Annotated in this window: 16 protein-coding genes, 1 tRNA gene, 1 pseudogene and 1 riboswitch; of the genes and pseudogenes, 8 read left to right on the top strand and 10 right to left on the bottom strand. The window is 74.6% G+C overall.

Annotation, left to right across the window (positions count from 1 at the left end):
- Positions 1-5 precede the first annotated feature (5 nt).
- From mftR to ACL02U_RS17855, 3 genes are all read right to left on the bottom strand, one after another.
- The gene (mftR, locus tag ACL02U_RS17865; protein WP_412791843.1) at positions 6-620 is read right to left on the bottom strand and encodes a mycofactocin system transcriptional regulator; all 615 of its coding nucleotides are present in this window, start codon (positions 618-620) and stop codon (positions 6-8) included.
- Positions 621-794: 174 nt separating this feature from the next.
- Positions 795-1436, bottom strand: coding sequence for a hypothetical protein (locus ACL02U_RS17860; RefSeq protein WP_412791842.1), 642 nt, complete (start codon positions 1434-1436; stop codon positions 795-797).
- Between the two features lie 188 nt (positions 1437-1624).
- Positions 1625-2761, bottom strand: coding sequence for a dihydrofolate reductase family protein (locus tag ACL02U_RS17855; RefSeq protein WP_412791841.1), 1137 nt, complete (start codon positions 2759-2761; stop codon positions 1625-1627).
- Between the two features lie 609 nt (positions 2762-3370).
- Here ACL02U_RS17855 and ACL02U_RS17850 point away from each other — a divergent pair.
- From ACL02U_RS17850 to ACL02U_RS17840, 3 genes are all read left to right on the top strand, one after another.
- Positions 3371-3444: transfer RNA gene (locus tag ACL02U_RS17850), tRNA-Met, on the top strand.
- 488 nt (positions 3445-3932) lie between these two features.
- Positions 3933-4090: riboswitch (cyclic di-AMP (ydaO/yuaA leader) on the top strand.
- An 11-nt stretch (positions 4091-4101) separates the two neighbouring features.
- Positions 4102-5163, top strand: a complete 1062-nt coding sequence (locus tag ACL02U_RS17845; protein WP_412791840.1) for a M23 family metallopeptidase — start codon at positions 4102-4104, stop codon at positions 5161-5163.
- A 381-nt stretch (positions 5164-5544) separates the two neighbouring features.
- Complete coding sequence (locus ACL02U_RS17840; RefSeq protein WP_412791839.1) at positions 5545-6489, top strand: aldo/keto reductase; 945 nt, start codon at positions 5545-5547, stop codon at positions 6487-6489.
- A 130-nt stretch (positions 6490-6619) separates the two neighbouring features.
- Here ACL02U_RS17840 and ACL02U_RS17835 read toward each other — a convergent pair whose 3' ends face one another.
- From ACL02U_RS17835 to ACL02U_RS17820, 4 genes are all read right to left on the bottom strand, one after another.
- Positions 6620-8152, bottom strand: a complete 1533-nt coding sequence (locus ACL02U_RS17835; RefSeq protein WP_412791838.1) for a PrsW family intramembrane metalloprotease — start codon at positions 8150-8152, stop codon at positions 6620-6622.
- A 108-nt stretch (positions 8153-8260) separates the two neighbouring features.
- Positions 8261-9127, bottom strand: a complete 867-nt coding sequence (gene trmB / locus ACL02U_RS17830) for a tRNA (guanosine(46)-N7)-methyltransferase TrmB (protein WP_412791837.1) — start codon at positions 9125-9127, stop codon at positions 8261-8263.
- Between the two features lie 109 nt (positions 9128-9236).
- Positions 9237-10445, bottom strand: coding sequence for an L-2-hydroxyglutarate oxidase (gene lhgO, locus ACL02U_RS17825; protein ID WP_412791893.1), 1209 nt, complete (start codon positions 10443-10445; stop codon positions 9237-9239).
- Positions 10446-10749: 304 nt separating this feature from the next.
- The gene (locus tag ACL02U_RS17820; RefSeq protein ID WP_412791836.1) at positions 10750-12171 is read right to left on the bottom strand and encodes an MFS transporter; all 1422 of its coding nucleotides are present in this window, start codon (positions 12169-12171) and stop codon (positions 10750-10752) included.
- Between the two features lie 708 nt (positions 12172-12879).
- Here ACL02U_RS17820 and ACL02U_RS17815 point away from each other — a divergent pair.
- Positions 12880-14967, top strand: coding sequence for an asparagine synthase-related protein (locus ACL02U_RS17815; protein WP_412791835.1), 2088 nt, complete (start codon positions 12880-12882; stop codon positions 14965-14967).
- 218 nt (positions 14968-15185) lie between these two features.
- A pseudogene (locus ACL02U_RS17810) lies at positions 15186-15833 on the top strand (AfsR/SARP family transcriptional regulator); the annotation flags it as partial.
- A gap of 414 nt (positions 15834-16247) precedes the next feature.
- Here ACL02U_RS17810 and ACL02U_RS17805 read toward each other — a convergent pair.
- Both ACL02U_RS17805 and ACL02U_RS17800 read right to left on the bottom strand, forming a co-directional pair.
- Positions 16248-18290, bottom strand: a complete 2043-nt coding sequence (locus ACL02U_RS17805) for a sigma-70 family RNA polymerase sigma factor (protein WP_412791834.1) — start codon at positions 18288-18290, stop codon at positions 16248-16250.
- Positions 18291-18613: 323 nt separating this feature from the next.
- Positions 18614-19375, bottom strand: coding sequence for a TetR family transcriptional regulator (locus ACL02U_RS17800; protein ID WP_412791833.1), 762 nt, complete (start codon positions 19373-19375; stop codon positions 18614-18616).
- Positions 19376-19747: 372 nt separating this feature from the next.
- On the opposite strand from ACL02U_RS17800, the gene ACL02U_RS17795 reads away from it, so the two are divergent.
- Positions 19748-21127: an NAD(P)/FAD-dependent oxidoreductase gene (locus ACL02U_RS17795; RefSeq protein WP_412791832.1), complete on the top strand. Its 1380-nt coding sequence runs from the start codon at positions 19748-19750 to the stop codon at positions 21125-21127.
- Positions 21128-21398: 271 nt separating this feature from the next.
- On the top strand, positions 21399-23357 hold the full coding sequence (locus ACL02U_RS17790; RefSeq protein ID WP_412791831.1) for a SpoIIE family protein phosphatase: 1959 nt from the start codon (positions 21399-21401) through the stop codon (positions 23355-23357).
- Positions 23358-23482: 125 nt separating this feature from the next.
- Here the strand turns inward: ACL02U_RS17790 and ACL02U_RS17785 are convergent, their stop codons facing one another.
- Positions 23483-24751 carry an MFS transporter gene (locus tag ACL02U_RS17785; protein ID WP_412791892.1) on the bottom strand — a complete coding sequence of 423 codons (1269 nt, stop codon included), beginning with the start codon at positions 24749-24751 and terminating at the stop codon, positions 23483-23485.
- Positions 24752-24914: 163 nt separating this feature from the next.
- Here ACL02U_RS17785 and ACL02U_RS17780 point away from each other — a divergent pair, with 163 nt between their 5' ends.
- Complete coding sequence (locus tag ACL02U_RS17780) at positions 24915-25466, top strand: MarR family winged helix-turn-helix transcriptional regulator (RefSeq protein WP_412791830.1); 552 nt, start codon at positions 24915-24917, stop codon at positions 25464-25466.
- Positions 25467-25841: the final 375 nt, after the last annotated feature.

Below are 25841 nucleotides of genomic sequence, written 5' to 3'. Positions count from 1 at the left end.
CGCGGTCACACGGCGCCCAAGCCCTCGTCCAGCCGCCGGAAGGCGAGGTCGAGCAGCCCGCTCAGCTCGGCGCCCTCCTCCGCCAGCCAGTGCTCGTACGCCGTGACCGCGGCGGCGAGCACGGTGTGGCCGAACAGCCGCGGCACCATGTGGGACGGCGGCAGACCCAGGCGCCGCGCCACGAAGTCGGCCACGATCGCGCGCCATGACGCGTAGCGCAAGGCGGAATCGGCCTGAAGGGTGGGCACCGTCAGGATGAGTTCCATCCGCTGCCGGTGCCAGGGCACCACGCCCGCGTCGAACCGGTTGAACTCCACGACGCCCTCGCGCAGCGCCGCCATCACCGGCACACCGGGGTCGGAGGCGTCCAGCAGGGTCCGGAACCTGCTCAGTTGCTCCTCGAAGTCGCCCCAGACCAGGTCGTTCTTCGAGGCGAAGTAGCGGAAGAAGGTCCGTCGGCCGATACCGGCGGCCCCCGCGATGTCGTCGACCGTCGTGGAGTCGAAGCCCTGCCGTGCGAACAACTCGAAGCCGAGCCGCTCCAGATCGGCACGCGAGGTGACACGCGGACGCCCCGTCCTGGCCGGCCGGTCGGCCACGCCGCGCGAAGGCGACTCCATACAGGGCTCCTTCCGCAGGGCTTCAACATACCGCCGCCCGCCTGCGGGCACGGCCGCAACGACGTGGCCACCCTCCGACGGCTCGGAGACCGGGAGAGGGGCCTGCCTGCCGACCGGCCCGCACGGGACGGTTCCCGCCACGGCGCGCTGCACCGCGGGCCGGTACCGGGCCGCTCAGTAGCGCTGAGCCTTGGCGATCTCGGCGGTGAGCCTGGGTTCCAGGGGCTTGCGGCTGATGGCGAGGGGGTGCGCCTTCTCGCCCGGCTTCAGGTCCTCGGCGCCGACGTAGCGGGTCTCGGCGACCTTGCCGTCGGGGTCCCGGAAGTCGACCTGCACGGCGTAGGAGGCGGTCTTGTCGGTGCTGTTGGTGATGTTCACGATCAGGGCGAGCAGGCCGCCCGTCTGGGGTGTCGGCATGCCGGTGAGCGATACGTCGGAGATCGCGTTGCCCCGGCCCTCGACGTTCTCGAGCGCCTTCCGGGCGGCCGCGTTGGCGCGCTCCGCCTCGGCCGAGACCGATGCCTCGAACTCCGAGGCGCGGGCCGAGGCGGAGGATGCCGCGGCCGAGGCCCTGGCACGGGCCGACGCCTTGACGGACGCCCCGAGCGAGGAGAGGGCGGACGGCGGGGTGCCGGAGAACGAGGCGGTCTCCGGCCCGGTGGGAGTGGGAGTGAACGAAGGGCTGCTGCCGCCGCTGTCCGTGCTGCAGGAGACGAGCGACGCGGCGGTCAGCGCCGCCAGCCCCAGCCCGGCCAGTGTTCCGGCGACCGGGCGCTGCCGGACGGGGTTCCGTGCGCGGGGTGCACCAGTGCTCATGGGGTGGCTCGCTCTTCGTCGTGGCAGCCCGGGCGCCGCCCGGCGGCTGCGCATGTCGGACGTCCTGAAAAGTGCGTGGAGGGCATCACCGGACCATTGCGTCACGGTCGCCGCGCGTGCGCACGCCGGAGGCGGTGACGGAGGGACCGGTGCCGCCATCCGGTGGAAGGACCGCCGCCCCGGCGGAGTCAGCCCCCCACCAGGTGCCGGTTCGGTTCCTTGGCCCGCTGCTCGTACTCCGGCAGTACGACGACGACGGCGCCGCCCGACGTCAGCAACGCGTTCCCGTCGGCGCCCGCGACGAAGGTGTCCGGCTCGCGCCAGGCGGTCACCACCCGGCGGACGCCCGCGTCCAGGATCAGCCGGGCGCACGGGGCGGGGCGGGAGGCGCGGCGGGCGCAGGGCTCCAGGCTGCTGAAGACGGTGGCGGTGGCCAGCCGCGGGTCGCCGGGCGAGATCTTGGCCAGGGCCGCCTCCTCCGCGTGCACCACCGGGTCCGCTCCCTCGCGGGAGTGGCCGCGGGCCAGTTCGGACCCGTCGGACGCGACGACCACCGCGCCCACCGAGAACGCGGTCTCCGACGGGGGGCACTGCGCCGCGAGGTCGCAGGCCAGCTCCAGCCACCGGCGGTCGGCGGCCGAGACCGCCGGTCCGGTGCCCGGCGCCGTGGGGGCGTAGCGGGCCAGGACGACGTCCTCGATGCGGCGGGTCTCCAGGAGGCGCAGCCGTCCGCCCTGGTAGGCGCCGGGCCCGAACAGGCGGGGGGCGTCCGGGTCGCCCACGAGGAGCGGGGCCAGGACGAGCTGCAGTTCGTCGGCCAGGCCCTGCTGCAGAAGCTGGGTGTGGACGGTGCCGCCGCCCTCGACCATGAGACGCCGCACGCCGCGCTCGTCGTACAGGTGCTCCAGCAGGGGCCGCCAGTCGCGCAGCTCCGGGCCCAGGGACACGACGTCCGCCGCCAGGCCGGCCCGCCGGGCCCGCTCGGCGCCCTCGTCCGTCGTACAGACCAGCTTGGCACCGCCGGTGTGCCAGAAGCGGGCCGCCGGATCCAGATCGCCGGACGCGGTCACCGCGACCTTCAGCGGGAACTCCGGCCGGCCCGCCGCGACGCGTGCGGCACGCCGCTCCGGAGAGTTGACCAGCAGGCGCGGGTTGTCGGCGCGGATGGTTCCGGCCCCGACCAGGATCGCGTCCACCGACGCCCGCACCTCGTCGACCCGGTCGAAGTCGGCCGGGCTGGAGAGCAGGAGGCGCTCGGGGCCGGTGTCGTCCAGGTAGCCGTCGAGGGAGACGGCGGCGGAGAGGAGGACGTGGGGGAGGGGCATCGGGTGCTCCAGGGCGGGGCTCGTGCGTACGGAGGGCGGGCGATGTGCGGGCGGGTGTGCGGGCGGGTGTGCGGGTGTGCGGGCCCAGGCGGGTCGGGGGGCCCGCGGGTGTCGGCGGGCCGGCGGGCCGGCGGGCCGGTGGGGTGGCGGGCCGGCGGGCGTGGTGTGGGCGGGGTGGCGGGTCGGTGGCGGCAGGGCGGCCGCCGGGCGTGCCGTCCCCCGTGCGCGGGGGAATGCACCCCGGGCCCTCGGGCCGCTGCCGCACCGCTTCATCCTGGCCGTTCCCTCCGGGCCGCGGGCCGCCGGCTGCTCGCCGCCGGTGCCGCCGAGCGTACGAGACCCGCGGACGATCGTTCGTGCCCGGCCGGCCCGGACCGCGGCCTCTCCGGGGCCCGGCGGGCTCCGCCGGGACCGGCCGGTGGCGGAAGCGGGGTGGCGCCGGGGCCGGTGCGGGGCCGACGGAGGTGCGGGATGGCGGAGGTGCGGGATGGGGGTGCCGGTGGTGCCGGTGGTGCCGGTGGCGAGGGTGGGCTCCGGGCGGTGGTGAGGGGCCCGGGGGAATCGATTCGCTCTTCGCGCCGCACATGCCGTACAGTGAAGGCACGCCGACGCGGGGTGGAGCAGCTCGGTAGCTCGCTGGGCTCATAACCCAGAGGTCGCAGGTTCAAATCCTGTCCCCGCTACTGAAGGCCGAGGGCCGGAAGCCGAAAGGTTTCCGGCCCTCGGCTTTTCTGCGTGACGGGAAGTGTGGAGCCCGCTCGCGCGGCGCGGTCCTCTCCGGTGCGGCGGTCCCCGGCGCCGGGTGGCTTCCGTCGGTCACGGATTCCGGCGCGGAAGTCGGCGTAGGGGTCACCGCGGAGGGCGTCGCCGAGGCCGTCGAAAGGCCACCGGGAAATCGCCGCGACGGTCCTCGGGGCAGGCGTCGGGAACGTCGTCACGGTACGTCAGCGGGCGACCTCCCTCCGATAACAACTGACACAACGTCAGTTTCGGGGTGCTCGGCGCCCCCCTCTCGAGACGGGGTCAACTAGCCCGTTTTCGCCCGTTCATGACCTGTAAGTCCAGGCCGAAAATGTTAATGATCAAGCCGAACGGCTTGGAATCTCGCCTACGCGTCTATTAACGTTCGATAACGCAGCGCGCTTGTCCCAGCCGTCACAGGAGGCGGCTACGTGCTCACGCGCCGAATCCCGTCAGGGAACCGGGGAACCACCGTATTGGGGTGAATCGGGCGCATGGCTCCGTCTGAGGGCGGTCGGCATGCGCGCGTAGGAGACCTTCCCGCTCCGAACCCGTCAGCTAACCCGGTAGGCGAGACGGAAGGAAAGGAGTACGCCCGCGTGGCGTCCAACCGGCTTGCCCCCGAGGCCCCGTACGTGCCGAGTCAGCGCGGCCCAGAGACGTTCGGCTACGGCGACCACCGCAGCGACGAAGGCCCCTGGGAGGAGTGGAACCCCACCGAGGAGTCCGTCCGTCCCGTCCGCGGTCGGCACCGCGTCGTCAAGCAGCGCGGCGGCGGACTCGCCCGCAGCTCCACCGTGCTGGGCGTCGGCGTCATCGCGGCCGTCGGCGCGGGCGGCATGGCCAGCGCGCAGACCGGCAAGCCGCCGGTGTCCATCTCGCTGCCCGACCTGCCCTCCGTCGGTTCGCTCATCTCCGACGGTTCCGGCGACGCCGGTGGCTCGCAGGCGGATGCGGCGGGCGGAACCGCCACGGCGCCGCTCAGCGGCGTCGGCATGACCGTCTCCGACAGCCGGCAGGGCTCGGCCGACGCCGGAGAGGCGCTGCGCAACCGCATCATGGCCCAGGCCGAGTCGCAGCAGGTCCAGGTCGACGCCAAGGCACAGGCCGCAACCGAGGCCTCCCTCGCCGAGGAGACCGAGAAGGCCGCCGCCGCCGCGGAGCAGAAGGCCGCCGAAGAAGCCGCCGCCGCCAAGAAGAAGGCCGAGGCGGAGGCCGCGAAGAAGGCCGAGGCCGAGCGCCTGGCCGCGCTGGCCCGCCAGTACACGCTGCCGGTCGTCTCGTACACCATCACCTCCACCTTCGGGGAGGCCGGCTCGCTGTGGTCCTCCGGCTACCACACCGGCCTCGACTTCGCCGCGCCCACCGGCACCCTGATCAAGGCGGTGCACAGCGGCACCGTCACCGAGGCGGGCTGGGCCGGTTCCTACGGCTACCGGACGATCCTCACCCTGGACGACGGCACGGAGCTGTGGTTCTGCCACCAGTCGTCGATCAACGTCAGTGTCGGCCAGAAGGTCAGCACCGGTGATGTCATCGGCCGGGTGGGGGCCACCGGCAACGTCACGGGCCCCCACCTGCACCTGGAGGTCCACCCCAACGGCCAGGCCACCGCGACCGACCCGATGGCGTGGCTGCGCGGCAAGGGCCTCACTCCCTGACCAGCGCTCCCTCCCGTTCCCCGGGGCGGTTCCGCGCCCCGCCCGGACCCGATGCGGGCGCCGGGTCCCCGACCTCGGCGGGCTCCCCGCGCCCGGAACCCTGCCGCCCCCACCGGGAGTGTCCCTCAGGGTGGCGCTCCGCTTCCCACTCGCACCCCTGACCCCCGGCGGTCCTGACGGCACCCCCCGACGTCGGGTCCGCCGGGCCTCCGCCGCGCCGGCGGCCGCACCCCGGGACCGGGCCCGACGACCGCCGGCCGGCGCGGCGTCCGCCACCGCCCGGGAACGGAGACCGCGGCCCACCCGGGACCGCGGGGAGGCGGCGGGGCCGGTCACCCCGCACCGGAATAGCCGCACGCACCGGCCGCGTTGACGCACACCATGACTTCTCTGCGCAAACTCGGCAGTTCCGACCTGGAGGTCTTCCCGCTCGCCCTCGGCGGCAACGTCTTCGGCTGGACCGCCGACCAGGACCTGTCCTTCGCCGTGCTGGACGCCTACGCGGCCGCCGGAGGCAACTTCATCGACACCGCCGACTCCTACTCGGCCTGGGCCGAGGGCAACCGGGGCGGCGAGTCAGAGACCGTCATCGGCAGGTGGGCGGCCGCCCGCGGCAACCGCTCCGACCTGGTGATCGCGACGAAGGTCAGCCAGCACCCCGAGTACCGGGGCCTGAACGCGGACACCATCAAGGCCGCCGCGGACGCCTCGCTGCGCCGCCTGGGCACCGACCACATCGACCTGTACTACACCCACTTCGACAAGCCCGAAGTGCCGGTCGAGGAGATCATCGGTGCGCTGGACGAACTGGTGAAGGCGGGCAAGGTCCGCCACATCGCCGCCTCCAACATCTCCGCCGAACGGCTGCAGGCGTCCCTCGACTTCTCCGACCGCGAGGGGCTCGCCCGCTACGTCGCACTGCAACCGCACTACAACCTGGTCTCGCGGGACACCTACGAGGGCGCGCTGCAGGACGTCGCCGCGCGCGCCGGTCTGGCGGCGGTGCCGTACTACGCGCTCGCCTCGGGCTTCCTCACCGGCAAGTACCGGCCCGGCACGACGGTCGACAGCGTGCGGGCCGGCGGTGCCGCGAAGCACCTGGAGACCGAGCGGGGCCGGAAGGTCCTCACCGCTCTCGACGAGGTGGCCGAGGCCCACGGCAGGCCCGTGCCGACGGTGGCCCTGGCCTGGCTCGCCGCCCGCCCGACGGTCGCCGCCCCGATCGCCTCCGCGCGCACCGTGGAGCAACTGCCGGCCCTGCTGGGCGTGGCCGACCTCGAGCTCACCGAGGAGGACCTGGCCAGGCTGAGCGAGGCCTCCGCCTGACCCGCCCGCCCGCCGCGCAGCCGCCGGGGCCCGCGTCCGGCGAGGTGCCGGCCCGGTGTCCGGCGGGGTGCCGGCCCGGTGTCCGGGCCGGCCCGGTGTTCCCCGGCCGCCACGGCCGCGCGCCCGGTGGCTACGGCCGGTACGGGTGGTGCGCCTGCCCCGACGGGGCCGTTCCGTGCCCCCAAGCCTGCGCCGGACCGGATGGCGGCGGGACCGGCGGTCTGGCCGCCGTCGCCCCGGCCGATCCGGGCGCCGGCACCGGTGCCGGCCCGGGTGCCGGCCCGGCGGGGGCCGCTGCGGAACCCCGCCAGACCTGCTGGAGGGGGAGAGCCGGGCGGGTCGGGTGGCCGGGGGGCCCGGGGTACGGGTAGCCGGGGTAGGCCGGGTGCGGGTAGCCCGGCAGGAGCGGTGGGTAGGCCGCCGCCGGCCGGCGCGGTGCGGTCACCCGCGCCGCGTACTCCAGTGCCGGCCGCGCCGCCTCGCGCCGCCTCCACAGCTTCTGCAGCAGCTCCTGCTCGCGCACGGCGAAGTCGGCGCCCGCCCGCCCCCGGTGCGCGCGGCGCCGCAGGAACGCCAGCGTCGTCGCGTCCGCCTCGTACCCCGCGACCTCCCGTGCGGCGGGTTTGCCGAGGTGGTGGCGGGCGTAGTCGCGGGCCGTGCGGCGGGCCCGCATCGAGCCGAGCGCGAACGGCTCGGCCGGCGTCAGCCAGCCCGCGGCGACGTACGCCGGCAGTTCCTCGCGCACGGCCCGCAGCTCACGCTGCCTGATCCAGATCACCAGCCAGGTCAGCAGCCCGAACGCGGGCGCCATGAATCCGCCGTAGACGGCGAAGAACCCGAGCGGGCCGAAGGTCGCCGAGCCGTTCCAGAAGGCGTGCATGCCCATCGCGAGCAGCAGCCCGCACGGAGGGACGAGGAAGCGGCGCAGCCGCTGCCGCTCGGCGGAGAGCGCGGCGATGCCGAAGCCGATGCCGGTGCACACGGTGAACAAGGGGTGCGCGAACGGCGACATGACGACGCGCACGAAGAAGGTCGCCGCGGTGACGGAGGGTATCCCGCGGCCGCCGCTGAGCTGGTCGGAGCCGAAGGCGTTTCCCAGGTAGAGGATGTTCTCGGTGAAGGCGAAGCCGGTGGCGGTGACACCGGCCGTCACCACCCCGTCGACGATCCCGGTGAAGTGGCGGCGGCGGAAGAGGAAGACGAGCAGGACGGCGGCGGCCTTCGAGGACTCCTCCACGATGGGCGCCACCACGGTCGCCCCGATGGTGTTCGCGTCGACCGGGTCGGCCGTCGAGGTGGCTATCCACCGGGTCGCGAAACTGTTCGCGATGATGGCGATCAGCGCCGCCGCACAGGCCCCCCAGGCGAACGCGAACAGCAGGTTCCGCCACGGAGCCGGGTCGACCCGGTCCAGCCAGACGAACGCGGCGACGAGCAGCGGCACCGGCAGCACGGCGAGGCCCAGACCGACCAGGAAGCCCTCGGTGCCGGTCTCCCGGCGTACCAGGGCGAGGATGACCAGCCCGGAGAGGGCGAGCAGGGTGATGAGGGCTCCGTAGCGCACCGAGGCGCGCTGCCACCAGTGCCGATGCCGGAAAACGCCGCCGGGGACGCCGGGGTCGGGGTGCGGTGGATACGTCGGGAACGGGGGACTGGTGGCCACGGCATGACCCTAACGAGACAGGGGCGCCGCCCGCGACGGTGTTCCCGGCTGCCGCCGGCCGTCGGCCCGTGCGGGGCGATGCGGTGCCGGCGGTGCGGGAAGAAGGCGTCAGGCGCCGGCGGAAGGGTGGTCGGGGTCGTCACGGTGCGCTGCGCGACGGAAGAGGAGGTCGTGCACGACATGACCCTTGTCCAGCCCCTGGCCCTCGAAACGGGTCAGCGGCCGGAAGGCGGGGCGCGGTGCGAAACCGCCGTCGGCCCGGGTGTTCTCGAACGCCGGGTGCGCGGTCAGGACCTCGAGCATCTGCTCCGCGTACGGTTCCCAGTCGGTCGCGCAGTGCAGCACCGCCCCCGGCCTCAGCCGGGCCGCGGCCAGGGTCAGGAACTCCGGCTGGATGAGCCGTCGCTTGTGGTGCCGCTTCTTGGGCCAGGGATCGGGGAAGTAGACGCGCAGCCCGTCCAGGGAGTCCGGGGCGAGCATCTCGCGCAGCAGGATGATCGCGTCTCCGTTGGCGACCCGGATGTTGGACAGTCCGTTCCGGTCGGCGAGACTGAGCAGGTTTCCCTGACCTGGCGTGTGCACGTCGACAGCGAGGATGTTGGTCCCCGGGTCCCCGGCGGCCATCCGGGCCGTCGCCTCGCCCATCCCGAAGCCGATCTCCAGCACCACGGGTCCGCCGTTGCCGAACAGCTCGGCCACGTCGACGACCCGCTGCCCGTCGATGTCGAGTCCCCACTCGGGCCACAGCCGCTGCAGTGCGTCCGCCTGCCCTGCCGTCACCCGGCTCCGCCGCGGCTGGAAGCTGCGGATGCGCCGCTCGAAGTGCGATCCGGCCGGGTCCGCCTTCGGGCCGTCGGGGAACCGCGGCTCGCCCTTGGCCCGGCTGTGCCGGACGGAGACCCCGGGGGTGTGCGGGGGCCGCTCGTCGCCGGGGGCGGGCCGGGAGGTTTCGGGAGTGCTCAGGGAGTCAGACACAGTGAGGTCGATTTTACGGGGCGCGCGCGGCCTGTCTCCGGCCGGCCGAGTCGGCGGCCCCGGACGGGGGCCGCAGCCGAGGGCGGGGCCGGCGCCGCCGGTGCGGCGGTCACGCGGAGTCGAGTACCGCCAGCGCCCTGCGCGCCACCTCCCTGCCGATCGGCAGGGAGGCCGTCGCCGCGGGGGACGGCGCGTTCAGCACGTGCACGGCCCGGGCGCCCTCCCGGAAGAGGAAGTCGTCGACCAGCGTTCCGTCCCGCAGCACCGCCTGCGCCCGCACCCCGGGCGCCGCCGCGACCAGATCGTCGTCGGTGACCGCGGGCAGCAGTCTGCGCACCGCCGCCGCGAACGCGCCCTTCGACAGGGACCGCCGCAGTTCGCCCGCTCCGTACCGCCAGTGCCGCCCGGCGATCCGCCAGGCACCGGGCCAGGCCAGCGTCCCGGCCAGTTCGCGCGGCCGAACCACCCCCCACCCGTAGCCCTCCCGGGCGAGCGCCGGCACCGCGTTGGGTCCTATGTGGACGCCGCCGTCGATCCCCTTGGTCAGGTGCACGCCGAGGAACGGGAACGCCGGGTCGGGCACCGGATACACCAGGCCCCGCACCAGTCCGGGCCGCGCCAGCTCGTAGTACTCGCCCCGGAAGGGCACGATGCGCGCCTCGGGCTCGTCGCCGGTCAGCCGGGCGATCTCGTCGCAGTACAGCCCGGCGCAGTTCACCAGCATCCGCCCGCGCACCACGTCCCCGCCCGCGGTCCGTACGGCGACGCCCCGCTCCGGCCGCCGGTCGATCCGGACCACCCGTGCCCCGTAGCGGATCTCGGCACCCGAGGCCTCGGCGAGGTGGCGGGCGACGCCCGTGAAGTCGCAGATCCCCGTCGTGGCGACGTGTATCGCCGCCAGCCCCCGCACCTCCGGCTCGTACTCGGCGATCTGGGCGGCGCCCAGCTCCCGCACCGGGATGCCGTTCTCCCGGCCCCGCTGGACCAGCGCGTGCAGGCGGGGCAGTTCCGAGCGGTCCGTCGCGACGATCAGCTTGCCGGTGACGGCGTGCTCGATGCCGTACTCCGCGCAGAACTTGACCATCTCCGCCGCGCCCCGCACCGCGTACCGCGCCTTGAGGGAGCCCGGGCGGTAGTAGACCCCGCTGTGGATGACTCCGCTGTTCCGGCCCGTCTGGTGCCGGGCCGGACCGGGCTCCTTCTCCAGCACCGTCACCCGCGTGCCCGGCGCCGCGCGCGTGATCGCGTACGCCGTCGACAGGCCGACGATCCCGCCGCCGATCACCAGCACGTCGCAGTCGTACGCACCCCGCCGAATGTCCCGCACCTGCCGCGGCACCTGCACCACCTCCCGCTACCGATAGTGCACTGCGCCACTGACAACGTCTTCAAACGCCGCGGGTACCCGCCGTTGCCCCGCCGTTGTACCGGTGTGCGCGAACGCGGACCGCGGCCCCGCCGACCGGCCGGGCCGAACCGGCGCGGGACCGGTCGGGCCGAACCGGCTCGGGACCGGCTCGGGACCGGCGCGGACCCGGTCGGGCGGAACCGGCCGGCTCGGAGCGCCGGCGGCCGCCGCGGGGCCGCTCCACCACCGCCGCGCGAGCCGGACCGGCCGCACGCTACGCCGGGGTCAGCAGCGGCCGGGCCCGCTCCCGCAGCTCCACCACGCGCGGCTCGTCCCCGTAGGGCTCCAGCCGGTGCAGCAGGTCCTTCACGTACTCCGTCGTGCGCGCCGACGAGATCCGCCCCGCGACCTCGACCGCCCGCACTCCCTGCTCGCAGGCCGCGTCCAGGTTGCCCGACTCCAGTTCGGCGACCGCCGACACCACCAGGCGCAGTCCGTGCGACCGCACGAACTCCTCCGTCGGCTTGGACAGCGCCTGCTCGGTGAACCGGCGCACCTGGCGGGGTGCCTTCAGGTCGCGGTAGCACTCGGCGGCGTCGGCGGCGAAGCGGTCGTAGCCGTAGAAGCCCAGCCAGGACGGGTCGTTGTCGCCTGGGCGGGACCGCTCCAGCCAGGCCTCCGCCGACTTCAGCGCGGCTCCGGCGGCCTGGGCGTCCGAGGCCCGCGCGTGCGCGCGGGCCTCGACGAGGCGGAAGAAGCTCATGGTGCGGGCCGTGGCGGCACCGCGGTTGCGTTCCAGCGCGGCCTGCGCGAGGTCGACGCCCTCGTCGCCGAAGCCGCGGTAGGTCGCCTGCAGGGACATGGACGCCAGCACGTACCCGCCGAGCGGCACGTCCGCCGCGGCGCGCGCCAGCCGCAGCGCCTGGATGTAGTAGCGCTGCGCCGCCTCCTGCTGCCCGGTGTCGAACGCCATCCAGCCGGCGAGGCGGGTGAGTTCGGCGGAGGCCCCGAACAGGGACCGCCCCACCTCGTCCGAGTAGGAGCCGAGCAGCAGCGGCGCGGCCTCCACCCGCAGGCACTCCGGGACCATCGACGAACGCCAGTCGCCGCCCCCGTACTTGGAGTCCCAGCGCCTGGCGTCCTCTGCGGCCTCCCGTAACTTCTGCACGTCGCTGTGGCCGACCTTGAGCGGTGCGCCGGAACCCTCCGCCGGGATCGCCTCGCGCGCCACCGAACTGTCGGCCGGGGTTATCAGCCATCGTGAGGCGGGCGTGGCGTAGGCGCTCACCGCGAAGGAACCGGCCAGCGACTGCCAGATGCCGCCCGAGCCGGCGCGCCGCCCGGCGAGGTCGAGCCGGTACAGCTCGGTCGCCGATCTCACCGCCTGTCCGACGTCCCGGGGGAAGGCGAGGCCCACCTCCGGTGCGGGATCCGCGTCCGCCAGGCCGATCTCGTGGAGCGGCACCGGCCGGCCCAGCTTCTGCCCGATGGCGGCGGCGATGAGGTGGGGTGCCGCACCCTGCGGGACCATGCCCTTCGACACCCAGCGCGCCACCGAGGTCTTGTCGTAGCGAAGTGTCAACCCGCGCTGGGCGCCGAGATCGTTGACGCGCCGCGCGAGTCCTGCGTTGCTGATTCCCGCGAGGGCGAGAACGGCGCCGAGCTTTTCGTTCGGCCCGCGTTGCTCCCTGGACATGCGCCACCCCTCGACACAGACGGCTGCCGCACTGGCATAACCACGCGGCATTCGTACGTAAACCCAGCGTAGTTCGCCGCATCCCAAGCGTTAAGGGGCATTGTTCCGGATGGCGGGATTGTGGTCCGTACTGGAGTGCGGCGCCCTGCACGCAGGGTTGCCGTGTGCTCCGGGGCGTGTGGCCGTGCGCCTGTCCGTGCGCTCTTCTCCGGCCACCGGGGGAGCGGTTCCATGGTCCTTGCGTGGGTCGGCCCGCTGTACTGGATCCAGTGGGCTGGGGGACACCGCCGCCTACATCCCCGCGGGCGGCGGAACGGTCCGGGAGGCGTCTCCGCCTCCCGGACTGCGCACCGGCCGGGTGGTGCGCGCGACCTGTACGGAGCGTGTGCACCTCGCCCGCCCGCGCCTGCCGATCTCCGCCAAACATCGCTGATTTGGCTGAAAATCGACCCTTCTTCCCGCGGGTGATTTCCCCTCCGACCATGCACGTTCGGGGCGCACCCAGCGTTCAGAGGGAGCGTACCGGGGGCGCATTCGCGTCGCGGCGCTCACGGGGCGCAAGGGGCTCGCGGATGGCGCACACCGGGCGCCGGGGGCGCGTTGACCGGATCGCGGGCAGCGCCGTCGCCCCTCCGAGGCGCCCTCTTCGTGGCAGCATGGTGACCCGTTCGTACGGAGCACTGTGGTCCACGGCCTGTGGAGGCGTCGATGCGGTGGTTGGTGGGTTGGAGCAGCACCGCCGCGGTAGCCGCCGGAGTCGGCTCCGCCGGAACAACCGGGCACGAGGGCGAGACCGTGCACCCGGTCGGCTCCCAACTCCTCTGGGGCGACCCCGACCCCCTCTGGGCGGTCGGCGACTGGCGGCCCGACGAGGTGCGGGTGATCAAGGTCGACCACCAGACCCGGATCGCCGTACTCGGCCTGTGCGGCGCCAGCGACGAGCAGTTGCGGGTCGGATTGTTCGCCGCCCGCGGCGGCGCCCTGCGCCATCTCACCGCCTGGCCGGGCAGTTACACGGCCGTCGTCCAGGTCGGCCGCCGGGTCACCGTCTGCGGCGACCTCGCCGGCGCCCGCCCCGTGTTCCACACCCCGTGGGCCGGCGGCACGGCCTACGCCACGGCCGCGCTGCCGCTGGCCGACCTCGTCGAGGCCCACCTCGACTTCGGGCACCTCGCAGCGCTCCTCGCCGCCCCGGACGTACCGGCCGCGGTGCACGAGTCGACCCCCTACGCGGACGTACGGCGCGTCCCGCCCGGGCACGCGCTCATCCTGCGGGCCGGGGCGCGCGAGATCGTCGGGTACGAGCCGGTCGCCTCCCTCGCGGTGGCGGCCCCGTCCGCCGACCCGGACAGCGCCCTGGACTCCGTGCGGGACGCGCTGGTGGCGGCCGTGCGCGCCCGCCTGTCCGCCCCCCGGCACCTGCCCGACCTCGATCCGGGGCCGGTACCCGGCATGGGCCCGGCGGAACGGCGGGCCGCCCGCGGGATGCCGGTCCCCGGCATCGGCGCGGACCTCTCCGGCGGCCCGGCCTCCGGCACCCTCGCCCTGCTCGCCGCCGGCCTCCCCGGCAGGCCGGGCACCCTCCTCGGCCACGGCACCGGCGCCGGCGAACGGCTGCTCGCGGTCACCTTCAACGACCTGGCGGTCGCCGGCCCGGAGGCCGAGATGCAGCGGGCCGGCTCGCTCGCCGCCAACCCGCGCCTGCACCACGTGGTGGTCACCGGCGGCGAGGAACTCCTGCCCTACGCCGACCTGGACGGCCCGCTGACCGACGAACCCGGGCCCGCGCTGATCACGGCCGCCCGCCACCGCGCCCGCCTCGCCGCCGGCAGCGCCGACCACCTCGTCGGCCACGGCGCCCGGCAGGTCCTCGACGCGCACCCCGCACGCCTGGCGGACCTGCTGATGGACCGCAAGCGGCGGCAGCTGGTCCGCCCGGTCGCCGCGCTCGCCCGGGCGGACGGTTCGGTGCTGGCCCCCGCACGCGTCTACGCCGCGGCCCGCCGACTCGCCCGCACCCCCTACCGCGCCGGCCTGGAAGCCCTCGCCGAACGCCTCGTGGACCGGCGCTTCGCCGAACCCGCGGGCGCCGCAGGGGCCTCCCTGGAGGCGCTCACCTGGGCCGGGCCGGGCCCCGCCGCACGCTGGCTGACCGGAGAGGCCCTCGCTGAAGTATCGGTTCGCCTGAGGGGTGCGCTGCACGGGTCCGGAGCGGGCCCCGGTCAGCGCCCCGGCGACTACCGGGCCCGGGCCGCTCTCGCCCGGCACGCCGCCGACCTGCGCGTACTGGAGCAGGCGGCGGAGATCCGCTCCCAGCGCCTGCACGCCCCCTTCCTGGACAACCAGGTCGTGCGCGCCTGCCGCGCCCTCCCCGAGACGCTGCGCGTACAACCCGGCGCACGCGCGGACATCCTGCGCACCGTCCTCCACGGCGCCGGCGTGACCGACCTGCCGGCCGGCTGGGGCTCCCCGTCCCACGCCTCCCGTGCGGCCGCCGCCCACACCGGGCTCCGCGTCGCCGCGGAGCCCGTCGCCGCCCTCTTCGACACCCCGCTGCTCGCCGAGGCCGGGCTGGTCGAGGCCCGCGTCGTCCGCCAGGCCCTGCGCGAGGCGGCCGCCGGCGCCCCGGTCCCCCTCGACGGCCTCGCCGACCTGGTCTCCCTGGAACTCTGGCTCCGCCGGCTGCTGGCCCGCCGGGGCACCTGCTGGACCGGGACCCCGGCACGCGCCCGCGCGGTACCGGCCGGTATCACGCCGCGCGGCCGGGCCCTGGGAGCAGCGGCACGCAGAGGCTGAAGCGGGGCCGAAGCAGGACTGGTGCCGGACTGGTCCGGGGCCGAAGCCGGGCTCGTCCAGGGCCGAGCCGGACTGGTCCGGGGCCGAAGCAGGGCTGGTCCGGGGCTGGTCCGGGGTCGGTGCTGGAACTGACGAGGAGTCGGGCCCGCGGGAGCCCGCCACGCCGGATGCCGTGAACCGCTGCGCCGCTCCGGCGGGTCCCCGGCGACAATGAAGCCGTGCGGTACGGAATCCTGGGCGTCACCCAGGCGCAGGACGAACACGGCGGTGCGGTGCCTCTCGGCGGCCCCCGCCTGCGTGCCCTGCTCGCCGCTCTCGCTCTCCGCCCCGGACGCGCCGCCGCCCCCGGCACGCTGATCGACGAGATATGGGCGGGCGAGCCGCCGCGGGACGCCCCTGCCGCGCTCCAGGCCCTGGTCGGCCGCCTCCGGCGGGCGCTGGGCAGGGACGCCGTCACCTCGGAACCCGGCGGCTACCGGCTGGCCGCGGCCGGGACGGACGTGGACCTCTTCGTCTTCGAGGAACTGGTGCGGCAGGGCACGGCGGCACTCGCCCGGGGCGAGGACGCCGCCGCCGTCCGCGACCTCGACGCGGCCTGCGCCCTGTGGCGAGGCCCCGCTCTGGCCGATCTCCCCGACCGGGGTCCGGCGGCCCGTCCGGAGGCCCTGCGGCTGGAGGCGCTCCGGGCCCGCGCCGAGTCACGGCTGCGACGGGGCAGGGCGCCGGAGACCGTCCCGGAGCTGACCGAACTGGTCGCCGCCCACCCGTACGACGAACCGCTGCACGCCCTGCTCATCCGCGCCCTGCGGGAGACGGGCCGCGCAGCCGACGCGCTCGCCGCCTACGAGGCGGTCCGCCGCACGCTTGCCGAAGGGCTGGGCACGGACCCGGGGCCGGAACTGCGGCAGCTGTACCGGGAGTTGCTGGGCAGCCACCGGGCGTCCCCGTACGCGGGCGCCGGGCCGCCGAACCACGCCCTGCCCGCAGCGCACCACGGGTCCCCGTCCCCGTCCGCCCCGCCCGCCTTCCCTCCGGCGGCCGTCTCCCCGCCGGCCGACTCCTCGCACGTGCCCTCCCCGGTCGGCTCCCCGCCGGTCGGCTCCTCGCGGGTCGGCACCCCTGCGGGGCCCGGTACGGCGCCGACCGCGCCCTCCGTTCCCGCAGCTCCGGCTCCTCCGGTCTCCGCCTCCGCGGTCCCCGCGCCCGTGTCCCCGGTACCCGCGGTCCCGACTTCCGCGGTCCCTGACAGGCCTCCTTCCGGTTTCCGGTTCCCGCCCGCCTCAGGAGCAGGTGAATCGGGACTCCGCCCAGTCGGCCGTGGCGAGCCGGTCGAAGGGGTGCAGCGGTTCCACCACCAGCCGTACGGTCCGGTGCCCGGTGAGGTCCACATGGACGGGAACGGCCGGGTCCCCGCCCCCGACCGCCGCGGAGCGCCACAGCCGGACCCCGTCGGCCTGGACGGAGAAGCGCACGCCGCCGAGCCCCAGCATCATGTCGTCGACGCCGACCAGCGCGTCGTAGGCGGTGCAGGTGCGGTTGAGGTCCACGGTGACGGAGGACTCGCCGCGCACCGTCACCCCGTGCGCGTACCGTTCGCCGCCGATCGACAGCCCGTACCGCTGCCACACCCAGCTGCTTCCCGCCAGCCGGATCTCCGGCTGCGTTCCGTCCCCGCCGACGTCGTACGACAACGCGTTGAGCCGGTAGGAGACGCGGGGTGGCGGCGGGCTCGGGGTCGGGGTCGGAGAGGGCGGCGGTGTGGGCGTGGGGGACGGCGTCCGGGCCGGCCGGGGCGCGGGTGCCGGTGTCGGCCGCGGAGTGGGCGTGGGGGACGGGGTGAACGCGGCGGGTTCCGGTGCCCGCTTCCGCGGTGCCGGGGCCGGCGCGGGTGGCGGGGCGGGCGTCGGCGGTTCGGTACCGACCACCGGGGAGGACACCGGGGGTACGGCTGCGGGCCTGCCGGGCGGGCTGCCGCTGCCGGCGAGCGCCAGCGCCACCGCCGCGGCGGCCGCGGCGACCAATCCGGCGGCGACGCCGGCCTTCACCGGGGCGCCGAGCCCCTCGGAGACCGCCGCACCGCCGCCCGCCCCCGCCGCGGCGGTCGTGCCCCCGCCCGCCGCGGCCGCGGCTCCCGCGGCTCCCGCCGCACCGGCTCCCGCCCCGCCCACGACGAACCCCAGTGCCTTGGCGTACCCGGCGGCACCGAACCAGCCGATCACGGCCACCGGGACCACGGCGGGGATGCCGCTCGCGACCTCCTCGATCTGGCCGGCGGCCAGCCGGCACCTGGCGCACTCCTCCAGGTGCCTGCGCAGTCCCCGCTCGGCGCGGGTGCGCAGTTTACGGCGGGCGTAGCCGCCGAGCAGGTCGGCGTAGCGGGCGCACTCCTCGTCACCGGCCAGGGTGCTGCTGACGTGGGCCTGCAGGTAGGCCTGCTTCAGTCCTTCGCGGGCGCGGCTGGCGAGCACACGGGTGCCGTTGGCGTCCAGCCCGAACAGGTCGGCGACCTCGCTCGGCGACTCGTCCTCGACCTCGGTGTGCCACAGCACCGCCTGCCAGCGTTCCGGCAGGGAGCGGAAGGCCTGCATCGCCATCGACTGCTCGGCCACGTGCATGGCGCGCACGTCCGCGCCGAGTTCCAGGGTGTCGTCGTCGGACACCTCCGAGGCCCGGGCGGCCTGGGCGGCGAACACGGCGAAGTCGTCGACGAGCTGCTCGCGTCCGGCAGACCTGATCCAGTGCGCGGCGACCCGGCGCACGGAGGTGAGCAGGTAGGCGCGGACCGCGTGTTCCGGGCCGGAGCCCCCGCGCACGGCTTGGAGCACACGGGCGAAGACCTCGGCGGTGAGGTCGTCGGCGGTGTGCGCGTCCCGGCAGCAGGTCCGCGCGTACCGGCGCACCGCGTCCGCGTGCCGCCGGTACAGCTCCTCGTAGGCGGTGTCGTCGCCCGCCCGCATCCGCTCGATCAGGTCCGCGTCGGACGGAGGCCGCTCCCGCGGCGGTGGCAGGACGCCGTCCGCAAGCCACTCGCGCTGCGCCGGCACGGTGCCGTCGTCGCCCGCGGTCACCGGTGGGCCGGCGTCGAGGACCTGCGTGTCACCGTCCGAAGCCGCCGACCCCCCGGACGTGCCGGGCGGTTCCGGCGAGCCGGGTGCCGTGTCGCCCCCGGACCCTCCGACCGGCGCGGCGGGTGCCGCCGCCGGTCCCCGCCGCCCCGGCGGGATGTTCGCGGGGCCGCCTTGGTCGGGCACCTGCGGTGGTCTGTCGCCACCGGCCTCCGTACCGCCGTCACCGCGTGGCTCGTTCCGCCCGTCAACGCTCATCGCGGAAAGCCCCCGCCGCCAGCCCAACCCGTACCGACCACCGGGTCAGAGTGCCACAGCCGGGTGCGGTGCGGCCCCGGCCGGGACGCGCATCCACTCGTCCGTGGCAACTCGCCGGCACCGGCTACCCGTTCTCACCCGCCGGATGCCGGGGCGGACGCCCGAGGGGGATGACCGGGCAGCGCCCGGAGGCGCGGGGCAGGTCCTTGCACCCGTCCCGCGCCGGAACGCGCGGCGCGCGCGCCCGCGCCGCGACGCACGCACCCGGCACGCCCCGCGTCGCAACACACGAAGTGCGCGCCGCGAGGCACACCCGGCACGCCTCACATCGAGCGGAACCGCAGCCCCTCCAGCAGGATGTCCAGCAGCCGCGCCGAGGCCGCCGCCTGCTGAGCCGCGTCCGGCAGCGCGGGCGCCGACGTCGCGATCACCAGCAGTACGTCCGCGACCGACACGTCCGGCCGGAGCTGCCCCGCCGCACGGGCCCGCTCCACGAGCCGGCCCACCACCTCCAGCAGCGCCGACGCGCCCGCATCGTCCTCGACCGAGGCCCCGCCCTCCCCGGGCAGGAGCCGGAGCTCGCCCTCTCCGGGCTGGGCCCGCTGCTGCGGCACCCGGGCCTCGCCGCCGGTTCCGTCGGACTGTTCCTCGGCGACCCCGACCCGCAGCACCTGCGGTGGCAGCAGGCGTCCCGCGCCGGACGCCACCGAGGTGCGCAGGAACCGCGACAGCGCCGACCACGGCTCGTCCTCCTGCCCGAGCGCGGCCCGGGCCTGATCGGTCAGCCGGGAGGTCTCCTCCTCGGCGATCCGCCGGACCAGGACGTCCTTGCTCGGAAAGCGCCGGTACACCGTCCCGACGCCCACCCGCGCCCGCCGCGCCACGTCCTCCATCGGCGCGCCGTACCCCAGTTCGCCGAACACCTCGCGTGCCGCCCGCAACACGTGCTCCAGATTGCGCTGTGCGTCCACGCGCAGCGGCGCGGTCCGTGCGCCGTCCCCGCGTCCGTTGCCCACTGCCGTGTCCGCCGCCCCGCCGGTGGCCACGGCGGAGGCGGACGACCAATGAGAGTCCTGAATGTGCATCAATGTTCCCCCGGTAATGACGTCTCCCCCCGGAGACTCTCCTCATCTAAGGCCGGGCGTGCGGAACAAGCCTCGCGTGCCCGGAACCCCGTCGCGGAGCCCATGAGCGCCTCCCCCTACACCCCGTCGCCAGACGAAGATAGTTGAGCTGGAGTCAATTCAGAAGGGGCACGTTCCGCACGGAGCGCCCCTCGATCGGAGTACGGGTCGGGTACCTCCCGGTTGATCCGCTTACCGCCTCCCCAAGCACCCCCGCTGACCTGCGCACCCGTCCCGCACTCCGGTGTTTCGGCCAACTCGGGATGTTTCCGGCTCGCCGCCGCGGTCCTCGCCGGGGCTGTGGACAAACCGCAGCGACGGGTGCGTCATGGGATGGTGAAGGAACGTGCGCGCATTCTCGTTGTCGGCGGCGGCTACGTCGGGATGTACACGGCTCTGCGGCTCCAGCGGAAGCTGAGGGCGGAACTGCGGCGGGGCGGGGTCGAGATCACCGTCGTCACCCCCGACCCCTACATGACCTACCAGCCCTTCCTGCCGGAGGCCGCCGCCGGGTCCATCTCCCCGCGCCACGTGGTGGTACCCCTGCGCCGTGTGCTGCCGCACTGCCGGATCGTCGTCGGCGAGGTCACCGCCGTCGACCACGAGCGGCGCACCGCCACCCTCACCACCCTGGCCAGCGAGGAGGAGAGCGCCGGTCCGCAGCGGCTCGCCTACGACGAGATCGTCCTCGCGCCCGGTTCCGTCTCCCGGACCCTGCCCGTCCCCGGACTCGCCGAGCACGGCATCGGCTTCAGGACCGTCGAGGAGGCCATCGGGCTGCGCAACCACGTCATCGAGCAGATGGACATCGCCTCCTCCACCCGCGATCCGGCGATCCGGGACGCGGCACTGACCTTCGTCTTCGTCGGAGGCGGGTACGCCGGGGTGGAGGCGCTGGGCGAACTGGAGGACATGGCGCGCCACACCGCCCGCTACTACCACAACGTCCGCCCCGAGGACATGAAGTGGATCCTCGTCGAGGCCTCCGACCGCGTCCTCCCCGAGGTGGGTGCCGACCTCGGCCGCTACACCGTCACCGAGCTGCGCCGCCGCAACATCGACGTCCGGCTGGACACCCGCCTGGAGTCCTGTGCCGGCCGCGTCGCCGTGCTCAGCGACGGGGCACGCTTCCCGACCCGTACGGTCGTGTGGACGGCCGGCGTCAAACCGCATCCCGTGCTCGCCGCCACCGGCCTGCCCCGCACCGACCGCGGCCGGCTCTCCTGCACCGCCGAGCTGACCGTCGAGGGCACCGGCCACGCGTGGGCCGCCGGAGACGCCGCCGCGGTCCCCGACACCACCGCCGACGAACCCGGCGCGACGACCGCCCCGAACGCCCAGCACGCGCTGCGCCAGTCCAGGGTCCTCGGCGACAACATCGTGCGCTCCCTGCACGGCGAGCCGCTGCGCGCCTACGCCCACCGGTACGCGGGTTCCGTCGCCTCCCTGGGCTTCCACAAGGGTGTGGCGCACGTCTACGGCCGCAGGCTCAAGGGCTATCCGGCCTGGTTCATGCACCGCGCCTACCACCTGAGCCGCGTCCCCACCTTCAACCGGAAGGCACGGGTGCTCGCCGAGTGGATCCTGTCGGGACTCTTCAAACGGGAGATCGTCTCCCTCGGATCACTCGAACATCCTCGCGCCGAGTTCGAACTGGCGGCCGGTGGGAAACCGCCGGAGGGCTCCGGGGGAGACCCGAAGGGGTCCTCCTGACCGGATCCGGGAACTGGACCACCCGCCCCGGCGTCTGACCGTTACTCAAGAGGCCGGACAGTGATCCGGACGGAAACCCACCGGCGCCGCGTCCCTGCCAGACTGGTCCCCTACCCGGCCAGGCCGATCATCCGACCGCAAAACCGATGGGGTCGTAGGCCGTGCTCCGTTCCCCGGGTGCTGCAACAATGTGCGGCCACCGCCGTCCGGCCACCGGAGTCCCGGCCGGGCCCCGCAGCCGGCCGACGACAACTACACGAGGCAAGGATTCGTGAACTTCACGCGCTGGAGCGCCCGTCTCCCCGGAACGCAGCGCCGCGCCGCAGCGCGGACCGAGTCGCCCACCACGGACCGGCGGAGCGAAGGCGCCGTCCCCGCGGCCCGCGCCGGCCGGACCGCCGACCGCACCGTGTCCGGCCCCTCGGTCGACACCCTGCCGGCCCGCGAGGTCCTCGAACGCGTCCCCGCGCTCGTCGCCCTCGTCCACGGCCCCGACCACCGCCTCGCCCACGTCAACGGCGCCTACACGGCGGCCTTCGGCCCCCGCACCCCCGGACGGCCGGCTGCCGAAGCCCTTCCCGAACTGAAGGAGCTGGGCCTCCTCCCCCTCCTCGACCAGGTGCTGCGCAGCGGCAGGCCCCGCACCCTGAAGTCCCGCAAGGCCCCCGACGGCCGCTCCTACACCTTCACCTGCACGCCCGTCGCCCCCGCCACCGGCGACATCGCCGACGCCGACCGCGGAGACCGCAAAGACGGCGGAGACCACGGAGACCCCGGTGAGCCGGGCGGCGCGAGTCCGGCGGGCGGCAAGGGCCCGGTGGGCGACGGTGGCGACAGGAGCGACAGGGAAGGCGAGCCCGACCAGCCTGACGGCTCTGGCACGCGAGCCGAGCCGGAGGGGACGGAGGAGGCGGGCGAGGCCGCCGGAGCCGAGAAGAGCGAGAAGACCGAGAAGACCGAGAGCGCCGAGAAGGAAGTCAAGACCGACAAAGCGGATAAGACCGGCAGGACGGGCGGGACGGGCAGAACGGAGAGGCTGGACAGGGGAGTGCTGGTGTTCGCCACCGACGTCACCGACCACGCGGAGGCGGCCGAACGGCTCCGGGCCAGCGAGCGCCGCCAACGGGAGACCGCCGTCACCCTCCAGCGCTCGCTCCTCCCACAGGAGCTCGAGGAACCCGACGACCTGCGCATCGCCGCCACCTACCAGCCCGGCGGCACCGAGGCCGCGGTCGGCGGCGACTGGTACGACGTGATCACCCTCGGCGGCGGCCGCACCGCCCTCGTCATCGGCGACGTCATGGGACGCGGCGTCCGCGCCGCCGCCGTCATGGGCCAGCTCCGCACCGCGGTGCGCGCCTACGCCCGCCTGGACCTGCCGCCGCACGAGGTACTCCAGCTCCTCGACGGCCTCGCCACCGAGATCGACGCCAACCAGATCGCCACCTGCGTGTACGCGATCCACGACCCCAGCGAGGGCCGGCTGGTGTACGCCTCCGCCGGCCACCTGCCGATCCTGGTCCGCGACGAGACCGGCACCGTGCGGCGCGCCGACGAGCCCACCGGTCCGCCGCTCGGCACCGGGGGCTGGATCCACGCCTCCGGGTCGATCCCGCTCGGGCCCGGCGCCACCGCCGTCCTGTACACCGACGGGCTGGTGGAACGCCGCGACGAGGACCTGGACGAGGGCATCGCCTCGCTGGAACGCGCCCTCGCCGGCGCCACCGGCACCCCGCAGGTCGTCTGCGACCGCCTGGTGCGCACGGCCGGCGTCACCGCCGACCACGACGACGACGTGGCGGTCCTCGTCCTGCAGCACCCGGCCCGCACCGGCCGGGACGGCGACCTGTTCCGCATGGCGGCCCTGGAACTCCTCGGCGGGGTGGAGGCCGCGCCCCGCGCGCGTGCCTTCGCCTCCGGGGTCCTCACGAGCTGGCGCTTCCCCACCGAACTGCACGACCTCGGCGTCCTCGCCGCGAGCGAGCTCGTCGCCAACTCCCTCCAGCACGGCACCCCGCCCATGCGGCTGCGACTGCGCCGCACCGACCGCCGCCTGATCGTCGAGGTCACCGACGGCGACGACCATCTGCCGCGCCGCCGCCGCGCGGAACCCGCCGACGAGTCCGGCCGCGGCATCGCCATCATCGCCACGATCGCCGCCAACTGGGGATCCCGCCGCACCCCGGACGGCGGCAAGGCGGTCTGGTGCGAGTTCGTGCTGCCCGGCTGAACCCACTGCCCTGCTCCGTGCCCGAGAGCCACGCACCGGGAGCCACCCATCGGGAGCGTCAGAGCCGGAATGTCGGACCCGGGGCGTCGGACCCGGAGCTCCGGGTCCGACGCTCGCCGTCCGGCTCAGGCGTCGCTGGTGGCCGGCTCCGGCCGGCCCCGCATGACGATCCGGCTTCCGGCCCGCCACGGCCGGTCCTGGACGGTGGTGAGCATCCGCCCCAGGCGCACTGCCAGCAGCGTGATCCCCAGCGAGAACAGCACGAACACGACGATGTAGGGCGCGGGCCACGAGGCGCCCAGCGGACCGCCCACCGCCGGCCCGATGGCCAGCGCCAACTGCTTCACCAGGGCGAACGCGGAGTTGTACTGCCCCGCCAGCCCCGACGGCGCCAGGTCGGCCACCAGGGGGCCCAGGGTCGGCGAGAGCATCGCCTCACCCAGCCCGAACAGGGCGTAGGTCGAGATGAAGGCCGCCGTCGCCATGGCCGTACTGCCGTGCCCGAGCCCCGCGTACCCGGCCGTCAGCCACGCCACCGCCCAGATCAGCCCGACGGCCGCGATCACCCGCGAGCGCCGCCGCCGCTCCACGAAGCGCAGCACCAGGAACTGGGCCACCACGATCATCCCGGTGTTGGCCGCGAGCGCGGTGCCCAGCGCGGACGTGGAGATACCGGCGGCCTCCACGCCGTAGGCGCTCAGCCCCGATTCGAACTGCCCGTAGCAGGCGAAGAACAGCACGAAGCCGAGCACCAGCAGCTGCACCATGGCCCGGTCCCCGAGCAGCAGCCGCCGGCTCGCCCGCACCGGCTGCCCCGGAACGCCCTCGAAGCGCGGGGCACGCGGGATGCGCACCGTCGCCATCACCGCGGCCAGCAGCACGAACATCGCCGCCTCGGCGGTGAACAACACGGTGAACGAGGACGCCCGGGCGGTGTCGACGAGATGCCCGCCGATGAGCCCGCCGGCACCGAGCCCCAGGTTCTGCAGGAAGAACTGCGTAGCGAACGCCCGCGACCGGGTACGGGTGGTGGAGCAGTCCACGATCATCGTCGCCAGCGCGGGCTGCATCACGGCCTGCCCGGCTCCCAGCGCCGCGGCCGACGCCAGGACGGTGGCCGGGTGCGCCGAGAGCCCCAGGCTCAGCGCCCCCAGCGCGGCGGTGACCAGGGCGGCGAGCAGGACCGGAAGCGGACCGCGCCGGACGATGGCCCGCCCGGCGAACGGCAGCACGACGAGCGCGGCCACGGCGAACACGGCCAGCACCAGCCCCGCCGTCACGGCACCCAGCCCCCGCACCTGCGCCACGTACACGTACAGGTAGGGGACGGTGAAGCCCAGCCCGAACGCGCTGAGTGCGTTGCCCACGTGGATCCGGCGCATCGCTGCGCCCATCGCCCTGGTCACGTTCACCTCTCTCAGATCTCTGGACGGCGCCGCCGCGACTGCCGGACGGCGCCAGGTCTTACAACCGAAGACTTAGAAGATAAATTTCGAAGTTGAACTCTACACCTCGAAGGACTTCGACACCAAGCCGTCGCGTGCCATACTGGCGGGCATGGTCGACACCCCCGGCAGCCCCGGCGAGCCGACACTCGAAGAGCAGATCGCCGCGTACCGGCGCGAGTTCCAGGACCTCGACCCGCAGGTGGAGAAGATCGTCTCGGCGTTGTCCCGCCTCAACCGCCGGATGAACGTCGCCTACGGCCGCCAGACCTCGGAGCTCGGCATCAGCAACGCGGAGTGGGAGGTCCTGAAGGCCCTCGTGCTCTCCGGCGCGCCCTACCGCCTGGGTCCGAGCGATCTGGCCAAACGCCTCGGCCTCACGCCGGCCGCGATGACCCACCGCATCGACCGCATGGTCGGCGAGGGGCTGGTCACCCGGGAGCGGGACGAGGCCAACCGAGTGCGGGTCATCGTGGAGCTGACCTCCGAGGGGCGTGAGAAGTGGGTCGAGGCCATGCGTCTGGCCTCCGTCTTCGAGGAGGACCTCCTCCAGGACCTCTCCCCCCTCGAACGGACCGCCCTCGGTGAGGTCCTCACCCGCCTGCTCCGCAGAGTGGAGCACGCCCAGCCGGACGCCGGCGGCCGCCTCACCGACCTGGATTAAAGACCTTGACAGCGGATGCTTGACACCTCCCTGCCCGATCCGTAAGGTTCTTCGGGTTGCCACGCGGCCGTAACGGCTCTGTGTCGGCAACCGCAGCCGCGCGAGCGGCAACCCACACCACAGCACGATCTCCCGACCGGGTTGATTTCGGCGTGCCCGAATTCAATTCAGTCGGACGGTCGTCGCGGACTCGAAGGCGCGGGCATCCCGATTTGGGAATACCGGCCGGAGTTCGCTAAGGTCTGGGGCGTCGGAACGGCCCAACGGCCGGGAAGGCGAATCCCGCTGACTGGGAGTCAGGCCCGAAAGGATCTGATAGAGTCGGAACCGCCGGAAAGGGAAACGCGAGAGCGGGAACCTGGAAAGCACCGAGGA

The organism is Streptomyces sp. MS06 (assembly GCF_047200655.1).
Lineage (GTDB): Bacteria > Actinomycetota > Actinomycetes > Streptomycetales > Streptomycetaceae > Streptomyces.
The sequence above is the reverse complement of the archived record's forward strand: the minus strand, read 5'-3'. Positions and strand labels throughout refer to the sequence as shown.